This window comes from Streptomyces sp. NPDC056734 (assembly GCF_042790455.1).
GTDB lineage: Bacteria > Actinomycetota > Actinomycetes > Streptomycetales > Streptomycetaceae > Streptomyces.
Map to the genome: position 1 here is coordinate 26880 of NZ_JBHTZD010000043.1, position 8717 is coordinate 35596.

10 protein-coding genes are annotated in these 8717 nt (G+C 73.0%); 5 read left to right on the plus strand and 5 right to left on the minus strand.

From position 1 onward, the window contains the following. Positions 1-2 precede the first annotated feature (2 nt). The 3 genes from ACFRFC_RS37175 to aztA all read right to left on the minus strand — a co-directional run bounded on the left by ACFRFC_RS37175 (position 3) and on the right by aztA (position 1892). Complete coding sequence (locus tag ACFRFC_RS37175) at positions 3-359, minus strand: immunity 51 family protein (RefSeq protein ID WP_382693409.1); 357 nt, start codon at positions 357-359, stop codon at positions 3-5. Positions 360-526: 167 nt separating this feature from the next. Next, entirely contained in the window at positions 527-1039 is a 513-nt protein-coding gene (locus ACFRFC_RS37180; protein ID WP_382693407.1) for a hypothetical protein, read from the minus strand. A gap of 109 nt (positions 1040-1148) precedes the next feature. Further along, positions 1149-1892, minus strand: coding sequence for a zinc ABC transporter ATP-binding protein AztA (aztA, locus tag ACFRFC_RS37185; protein ID WP_382693405.1), 744 nt, complete (start codon positions 1890-1892; stop codon positions 1149-1151). Between the two features lie 15 nt (positions 1893-1907). Here aztA and aztB point away from each other — a divergent pair, with 15 nt between their 5' ends. From aztB to aztD, 4 genes are all read left to right on the plus strand, one after another. Then, a complete protein-coding gene (aztB, locus tag ACFRFC_RS37190; RefSeq protein WP_382693403.1) occupies positions 1908-2774 on the plus strand; it encodes a zinc ABC transporter permease AztB in 867 nt (288 codons plus the stop codon). Further along, positions 2771-4051 (plus strand): hypothetical protein, encoded by a 1281-nt coding sequence (locus tag ACFRFC_RS37195; RefSeq protein ID WP_382693401.1) that lies wholly within the window; start codon positions 2771-2773, stop codon positions 4049-4051. The genes aztB and ACFRFC_RS37195 overlap by 4 nt, the downstream gene beginning before the upstream one ends. Further along, entirely contained in the window at positions 4048-5055 is a 1008-nt protein-coding gene (gene aztC, locus ACFRFC_RS37200; RefSeq protein WP_382693399.1) for a zinc ABC transporter substrate-binding protein AztC, read from the plus strand. Before ACFRFC_RS37195 ends, aztC begins: the two co-directional genes overlap by 4 nt. Positions 5056-5205: 150 nt before the next feature. Beyond that, the gene (aztD, locus tag ACFRFC_RS37205; protein WP_382693457.1) at positions 5206-6408 is read left to right on the plus strand and encodes a zinc metallochaperone AztD; all 1203 of its coding nucleotides are present in this window, start codon (positions 5206-5208) and stop codon (positions 6406-6408) included. A 187-nt stretch (positions 6409-6595) separates the two neighbouring features. Here the strand turns inward: aztD and ACFRFC_RS37210 are convergent, their stop codons facing one another. Both ACFRFC_RS37210 and ACFRFC_RS37215 read right to left on the minus strand, forming a co-directional pair. Next, entirely contained in the window at positions 6596-7450 is an 855-nt protein-coding gene (locus ACFRFC_RS37210) for an alpha/beta fold hydrolase (RefSeq protein ID WP_382693396.1), read from the minus strand. 98 nt (positions 7451-7548) lie between these two features. After that, the gene (locus ACFRFC_RS37215) at positions 7549-7980 is read right to left on the minus strand and encodes a hypothetical protein (protein ID WP_382693394.1); all 432 of its coding nucleotides are present in this window, start codon (positions 7978-7980) and stop codon (positions 7549-7551) included. 170 nt (positions 7981-8150) lie between these two features. On the opposite strand from ACFRFC_RS37215, the gene ACFRFC_RS37220 reads away from it, so the two are divergent. After that, a complete protein-coding gene (locus ACFRFC_RS37220; protein ID WP_383112696.1) occupies positions 8151-8657 on the plus strand; it encodes an AAA family ATPase in 507 nt (168 codons plus the stop codon). The last annotated feature ends 60 nt before the right edge of the window (positions 8658-8717 follow it).

Sequence of the window (8717 nt, forward strand, 5' to 3'; positions counted from 1 at the left end):
CCTCAGTCGAACCAGTCGGGATCCCCGGCCTCGATCAGCCCCTTCAGCAACACCCGGTCGCCGAACGCCTCGCGCAGCAGCGCGCCCAGACGTCCGAGCGCCTCCGGGTCCTCGCCGTAGGCGACGAACATCCCCGCCTCACTGTCGTACCCGAACCGCCCCGCCAGCTCCGGCGCCCGCTCACGCACGGCCGATCTGGCCACGCCTTCCCACCCGTAACCACTGCCGTACTGCTCGCACTCGGTGAAGACGTCGTCCACCTCGACCATGTGACTGTCACTGAGCATCAGACAGTAGGACCCGGGCTTGTGGTCGTACTCGAAGAACACCAAGGGGGCGAAACTCTCACGATCAGTCATGCGCCGACTGTACGAGGCGCCACTGACAATGACGCGGACGGCTGTGGGCGGGCGGGGTAGGCGCGATTCCGGCGAGGTGTCTTGTGCGGTCCGCGCCGGTCGTGTGGTCACCGGTGTTCGCCGTCCCCAGGAACGCGGCGCACGATCGCCACGGCTGAACGGCCGCTTCACGTACCGGACCCGCCCTCCGTCCGGTCCCCGGTGAAGATGGCACCCGCCACCCCACCCCCGACGGCCACCGACCGCTCCCCGGAGGCGACCACCGACCCGGGCACGGCACTCGCGGGGTCCGGCGGCAGGGCCGCGGGTACGCCCCCGTCCCCGTCCGGCGCGGGCGCGGGCCCGGCGGACGACGGCGCGGCCCCCCGTCCACCCCCGTCCCCGGTCGAGATGTCCCCCCGCACCGACCCACCCACCGCGACCGCCCGCACCCCCGAGGCATGGACGGTCGCCGCCCCCGGGACCGGGGCCGTCCGTCCACCCCCGGTCGCGGCGAACCCCTGCCCCCACAGCACCGTGAGTGCCGCCACGGCCGCGCCCAGCGCCGAGGCCACGCCCCAGCGGGCGCCCGCGTCCGCCACCAGCGCGGGCAGCACCCACGCCCCGCACACCAAGGTCGGAACGGCGAACGCCGTCGCCGTGACCCCGCCCGCCACCAGCCACCGAGTTCCCCGGCTCATCACGCTCTCCTCCCGTTCCCGCCGCCCCCGCTGGGCCACCACGGTGACACAGAGCGCCACGATCTGCGGACGGGAACGAGGGATCTCCACATCGCAGTGCGGAGGAACGTCACACCGGCTGCCAGAGCCGGGCGAGTGCCGTCGGTGTGAGGACTTGATCGGGGTGGCCCCGTGCCACGAGGCGCCCGTCGTGGAGCAGGAGACAGGAGTCGGCCGCGCGGGCGGCGGTCAGATCGTGGGTGGCCTGGACGACCGTCACCCCGTCGGTGACGAGTTCCGTGAGCAGCGCGGCGATCCGGTCCCTGGCCTCGGGATCGAGCCCGGTCGTCGGTTCGTCGAGGAGGAGCAGGTCGGAGTCCTGGGCCAGCCCCTGGGCGATGAGGGCGCGCTGGCGCTGGCCCCCTGACAGCTCGCCGAGCTGGCGGGCGGCGAGCCTGCCGATGCCCAGGCGGTCCAGGGCGTGGTCCACCGTCGCGCGGTCCTGCCGGGTCAGCCGGCGCCAGGGGCCCCGCTCGCCCCAGCGCCCCATCTCCACCGTCTGCCGCACGGTGAGCGGCAGCGCGTCACCCACGGCCGCGCGCTGCGGTACGAACGCGGGGGGCCGTTCTCCCCGGAGGGTGAGCGTTCCGGATGTCGGATGGATCACACCGGCCAGCACGCCGAGCAGCGTCGATTTCCCGCTGCCGTTCGGGCCGACGAGCGCGGTCATCGACAACGCCCGTATCTCGGCGGTGAGTTGGTGGAGGGCGGGGCGAGCGCCGTAGCCCGCGCAGAGGTTCGTGAGCGTGGCGTGCACGGCCGGGTCCCCCTGCCGCGCGGCCGGACTGGCTGCTTTATTGAACATGGTTTCCATTGTAGTGTCCGCCGCATGGAGTGGTTGACGGCCCCGTTCGACGTGGCCTTTGTGCAGCGCGCCCTGTGGGGCGGAATCCTGGTGTCCGCGATCTGCGCGCTCGCCGGGACCTGGGTGGTGCTGCGGGGCATGGCCTTTCTCGGCGACGCGATGTCCCACGGACTGCTGCCGGGAGTCGCGCTTGCCGCGTTGCTCGGCGGAAATCTGCTGGTGGGGGCGGTGCTCAGCGCGGCCGTGATGACCGCGGGCGTCACCGCGCTGGGGCGGGTGCCACGGCTGTCCCAGGACACCGGCATCGGCCTGCTGTTCGTCGGCATGCTCTCGCTCGGCGTGATCATCGTGTCCCGCTCGCAGTCCTTCGCGGTGGATCTGACCGGCTTCCTGTTCGGCGACGTCCTCGCGGTGCGCGCGCAGGACCTGATCCTGCTCGCGGTGGCGCTGCTCGCCGCGCTCGTCGTCTCGGTGCTCGGTCATCGGGCGTTCCTGGCCCTGGCGTTCGACCCGCGCAAGGCCAGGACGCTGGGGCTGCGACCCCGGCTCGCCCATGCCGTGCTGCTCGCCCTGCTGGGCCTCGCGATCGTCGCCTCCTTCCATATCGTCGGCACCCTGCTGGTCCTCGGCCTGCTCATCGCCCCGCCCGCGGCGGCACTGCCCTGGGCGCACAGCGTCCGCGCGGTCATGGCCCTCGCCGCGCTGACCGGCGTCGCCGCCACCTTCGGGGGGCTGCTCCTGTCCTGGCATCTGGGCACCGCCGCCGGAGCGACCGTCTCGGCGCTCGCGGTGGCCGTCTTCTTCCTCTCCCACGTGGGCGCGGGGATCCGGGACCGACTGATGAATCCAAACGAAGTCAACGAAGAAGGAAGTCCGAGGCCATCGTCTTGACCATCCGACGAAACGTCACTTCACGGCCCTCGGCCGCCCCGCCACTCAGCATCCCGCCACTCAGCGCCCTCCTCGTCACCACGCTCGCCGCCATGCTCCTCACCGGCTGTGCGCACCGGACGGACACCGACAAGCGCAACGCGGAGCCCAGGGAGACCAGTTCCGCGTCCATCACCCCCCACGGCTATGTGGAGGGAGCCCAGGAGGCCGCCGAGCAGCAGGCCCGGCTGCTCCTCAACGACCCGGGCGGCGGTGACACCAGGGTCCTCGACCTCGTCACCGGCGAGGTGCACGAGACAGCTCCGGTGACGGACGCCGTCCGGATCGGCACGGACGGGCGGTTCGGGTACCTCCACACCGCCCGCACCACCCATGTCCTCGACGGCGGCGCCTGGACGGTCGACCACGGGGACCACGTCCACTACTACCGGGCGCCGATCCAGGACGTCGGCGAACTCCCCGCGGACCACACGGCACAGGTGCGCGGCGACGCCACCGTGACCGTGGTGACCGACGCCGCGGGCCGGGCCGCGCTGTACGAACGGGCCGCGCTGGAGGCGGCCGGGATCGGTGACGCCCGCGCGCTGCCGGGCACGTACACCGGAGCCCTCGTACCGTACGCGGAGCATCTGGTGGGGCTGGCGGCGGACGCGGGTGGTGCGGCGCGGCTCGTCGTGCTCGATCGGGAGGGTGCGCGGGTCGTGGCACCGGACGCGGAGTGCGCGGCGCCGCGGGGTGATGCCGTCACCGGGCGTGGCGTGGTGCTGGGATGTGCCGACGGGGCCCTGCTGATAGACGAGCGGGACGGGGTCTTCACCGTCGAGGAGATTCCGTACGGTGCCGAGGTCCCCGAGGGGGAGCGGGCGGGCGGGTTCCGGGGGCGCCCCGGCAGCGACACGCTGACCGCGCCGGCCGGGGACGACGCCGTATGGGTCCTGGACGTCGGCGAGCGGACCTGGACGCGGGTGGAGACCGGGCCGGTCCTCGCCGCCAACACCGCCGGGGAGGGCTCGCCGCTGCTGGTCCTGGAGAGCGACGGGACCCTGCGCGGCTACGACATCGGCACCGGGGAGCAGATCGCCCGCACCGAGCCGCTGCTGACCGGCGAGCAAGGGGCGGGAGCCGCACCCGTGATCGACGTCGACCGCAGCCGGGCTTATGTCAACGACCCCTACGGCAAGCGGGTGTTCGAGATCGACTACAACGACAGCCTGCGGATCGCGCGCTCCTTCGACCTGGACATCGAGCCGCACCTGATGGCGGAGACCGGACGATGAGCACACGACGCGTGGGGTGGGTAAGGCGTACGAGGGTCGCGGCCGCGCGGCTGCGCAGACTGCTGATGGTTCTCGTGGCGCTGGTCACGGTCGCCGCCGCCACCGCCTGCGGCACCGCGGGCGAGCAGCCGCAGATCGTGGTCACCACGAACATCCTCGGCGATGTCACCCGGCAGATCGTGGGTGACCAGGCCCAGGTCACCGTGCTGATGAAACCCAACGCGGACCCGCACTCCTTCGGGCTGTCGGCGGTGCAGGCCGCCGAGCTGGAGCGGGCGGATCTGGTCGTCTTCAACGGGCTCGGCCTGGAGGAGAACGTGCTCCGCCATGTGTCGGCCGCACGGGAGTCCGGCGTGGCCGCCATCGAGGTCGGCGCCGCGGTCTCCCCGCTCACCTTCCGGACCGGCGACGACCGCGAGGAAGGGCGGCCCGACCCGCACTTCTGGACCGACCCGGACCGGATGCGCACGGCGAGCGGACTGATCGCCGACCAGGTCATCGAGCACGTCGACGGCGTGGACACCACCGCGATCCGCGCCAACGCCGACCGCTACGACCGGCACCTCACCGACCTCACCACCTGGATGGAGACATCCTTCGACCGGATCCCCGAGGACAGCCGTGCCCTGGTGACCAATCACCATGTCTTCGGTTATCTCGCCGACCGGTTCGGCTTCCGGGTGATCGGCGCGGTCATCCCGAGCGGCACCACCCTCGCCTCACCCAGCTCCGCCGATCTGCGCTCGCTGACCCAGGCCATGGAGGCGGCCGGGGTGCGCACGGTGTTCGCCGACTCCTCCCAGCCCACCCGGCTCGCGGAGGTGCTCCGCGACGAACTGGGCGGCCGGGTCGCGGTCGTCGAGCTGTACTCGGAATCACTGACCGCGCCCGGCGAGGGCGCCGACACCTATCTCCGGATGATGCGCGCCAACACCACGGCCCTGACCGAGGGACTGACAGGCGGTCCGACAGGCGGTCCGACAGGCGGTCCGACCGGCGGCTGAGCCCCCCCCGTACACCTGCTCTTCCTACACGCCCCTGTACCCCTCCTGGACGTCGGCCGACCGGGCCGGACGTCCCGTCACCCATGCCGCCGACCGGGCGGCAGCGAAAGGAACCCACCGGTGAACACACTCAACTCCTCCCACCAGTCCATACCGTCGCCGCGGCCGAGGCGCGCGAGAGCCCTCACGGGTACGGCACTCGCCCTCGCGGTGTCCGCCGCCCTCACCGCCTGCGCGGGCGACGGCTCGTCCGCCGGGGACCCGCCGGGCACGACGGCCGCCGCCCCCGCGAAAGCGGTCGAGAACGCCCTCGTCGCCACCTTCGACGGCGGCCTCTACCTCCTCGACGGCGAGACCCTCAAGCTCACCGGCACCATCGAGCTGCCCGGCTTCAACCGGGTCAACCCGGCCGGCGACCAGGACCACGTCATCGTCTCCACCGACGCCGGCTTCCGCGTCCTGAACGCCACCGAGCAGACCTTCACCGGCATCGAGTACCCGGGGGCAGAGCCCGGCCATGTCGTCCGCCACGCGGGCCGTACGGTGCTGTTCACCGACGGCACCGGCGAGGTCACCGTGTTCGACCCCGCCGAGCTGAGCGGCGGCGAGAAGCCCGAGGGCCGTACCTACACCACCGCCGAACCGCACCACGGCGTCGCCGTCGAGCTGAGCAGCGGTGAACTCCTCACCACCCTCGGCACCGAGGAGCAGCGCACCGGCGCGCTCGTCGTGGACGGATACGACCAGGAAGTCGCGCGCGCCGAGAACTGCCCCGGCGTCCATGGCGAGGCCGCCGCCCAGGGCGAGGCCGTCGCCGTCGGCTGCGAGGACGGTGTCCTGATCTACCGGGACGGCGAGTTCACCAAGGTCGACGCTCCCGACGACTACGGCCGGATCGGCAACCAGGCCGGGAGCGACGCCTCCCCGATCCTCCTCGGCGACTACAAGACCGACCCGGACGCCGAGCTGGAGCGCCCGACCCGGATCTCCCTCATCGACACCGAGCGGGCCGAGCTGCGCCTGGTCGACCTGGGCACCAGTTACTCCTTCCGCTCGCTGGGCCGGGGCCCGGACGGCGAGGCGCTGGTACTGGGCACCGACGGGGCGCTCCACGTCATCGACCCGGCGACCGGTGAGGTGGAGCGGGAGATCCCGGTCGTGGACGCCTGGCAGGAACCGCTGGACTGGCAGCAGGCCCGGCCCACCCTGTTCGTGCGCGGCCACACCGCCTATGTCTCCGAACCCGGCAAGAACGCCCTGCACGCCGTCGATCTGGACGCCGGGAAGACGACCACCTCGGTGACCCTGCCCAAGAGCACCAATGAACTGTCGGGGGTCGTCGCGGGCCACTGACAACGACGACTGTCCTCACGGACCGGGCATGCAGTGGTTGGTGTGGTGTGGTCGCTCCAGCGGCCGTCGGAAGACGGCCACACCCACCCCCGCCCTGACCACGTGGCGCTCAGCTGCCCGGTGACGTCCGTCCACTGCCGGGGGAGCGAAGCGGCACTGGTCCGGTGTGGCCGCCGCCCGGACGACGTCAATGAGGGGAACCGGGGCCGCCGTCGAAGGAACACGCGCCCCGTCCGCTCGGGCAGTCCGCCAGGAACCGGACGATCAGGTCGTGCAGGGTGCCGGGCCGCTGGAGATGCAGATCGTGACCGGTGCCGGGAACGCTGACGGACAGCGTGGGCGGGCGCCGCCGGAGCAACTCGTCGATCTCCGCCGGGGCGAGGAAACTCGACCGGGCCAGGACGAGGAGCGTGGGACAGTCGACGCGTTCCCACGCGGACGCGAACGAGCGCGTGGCCGTATCCGCCAGTGCGCGGACCATCACGTCCCGGTCGAAGCGGGGCCACCACCCGCCGTCGCGCTCCTGAAGTCCGCCCGCCCAGCCTTCCCCGACCGGGCCGCCGCCGAAGAACCGGACGGCGGCGGCCCGGTCGGGGAAGGGGACCGGCCAGGAGTCGAGCCACCGGCCGATCCGGGCCGCGCCGTCCGGGTCGGGGGCACCCGCCCCGGCCTCGACGGCCACCAGCGCACGGACCAGTCCGGAATGCCGGGCCGCGGTCAGGATCGCGGTGTGCCCGCCCAGCGACTGCCCGACCAGGACGACGGGCGGCTCAAGGCCCAGCGCACGCGGCAGCGCGGCGACATCGGCGACGAACGCGTCCCGCGACACCTCCCGGGGCACCCGCTCGCTCCGGCCGTGCCCGCGCTGATCGACCGCGACCACCCGCCGGTCGCCGCTCAACCGCCGGGCCAGCGCGTCCCATTCCCCCGCGTGCCCGGCCAGCCCGTGCAGCAGCACCACCGCCGGCCCGGCCCCGCCCCAGTCCCGGCAGACCAGCCGCACCCCGTCGTCCCGGACGACCACCCGCTCGGTCCAGGTCACCCCGCCACCCCACCCGGCATCCGACGACGACCCGCCGCCCGCTCGCTCCCTGCCATGCGCACAGTGTGCCGTGGGTCGGCGGCCATCCATCGGCAGGCTCAGTCCGCGGTGCCCCGCAGGCTCCGTACGGCGAGTGCCAGGGCGCCGCAGACCGCTCCCCACATGATGTGGGTGAGGAGCAGCGGGACGATCGCGTACGGGCGGGCCAGCGGGCCTTCGAGCCGGCCCAGGATCAGTGGGGAGAGGATGGCGCTCAGCACGGTCACGGCCAGGGCGTAGACGACACCGGCCGCGATCAGGGTCAGCAGCGGTTCGAGGTCCCGGCGCAGGCCCACCACCAGGATCCAGGTGAGGGAGATGCCCGCCGTGAGGATCAGCGGCGTGGCCGGTTTCCCGAGGACGTCACTGAGGCCGGCCACCGAGAACAGCGGCCGGACCAGCGCGACCGCGGTCAGTACGCCGACCAGGGTCCAGTTCAGGCCACGCACCCGCTGTGACAGGGGGAGAGCGGGCCTGGGAAGTGTGTTCATGGCAGCAGAGTCGCCGTGCGGTGCCCGTCGGCGCGACGGCCCATGGCGGACACTTGGGTACGCCATGGGTTGCGGATGTACGGCCCTGGCGTACCACCGGGGTTGTGGTGCGGGCCGTCCGCCGCGCCACCGTGCGCGGGAGAACCGTCCGCAGGAGAGGAGCGATCGGCGTGGCGAGACTGTGTGTGGTCACCGGTGCCCCGGGTGCCGGGAAGACCGCGCTGGCGGAGGAGTTGCGGACGTATCCCTTCGCCGCCGTCGACTTCGATGAACTGCTGGAGCCGGACGGCAGTGTGCTGGGCATCGACATCGCGTCCCCGGCGGCGAGTTCCGCCTGGCCGGCCTACAACCGGCTGTGGCTGCGGATCACCGCGCTGCTGCTCCGCGGGGGTGGGCCGGTGCTGGTCCTGTGCCCCTTGACGCCGGACGAATGGGCCGACGCGGGGAAGGGCATCGCCGGGTTGCCGGACGCCGACTGGGCACGCCTCGACTGCTCCGACGGCGACCGGCGGGCGCGTCTCACGGCCCGTGGGTGGGCGGCGGACGAGATCGCCGAGGCGGTCGCCGACGCGGGGGAGCTGCGGGGGGTGGTGGAGCGGGAGTTCTCCACCACCGGGCGCGGGGTGCGGGATGTGGGGGTGGCTGTGGGGGAGTGGGTGAGGGGACCGGGGGAGTGACCGCCGGGGGCCGCGCGGTGCGAGGAGGTGGCCGCCGCCCCGGGGACGACGGGTGGCCCC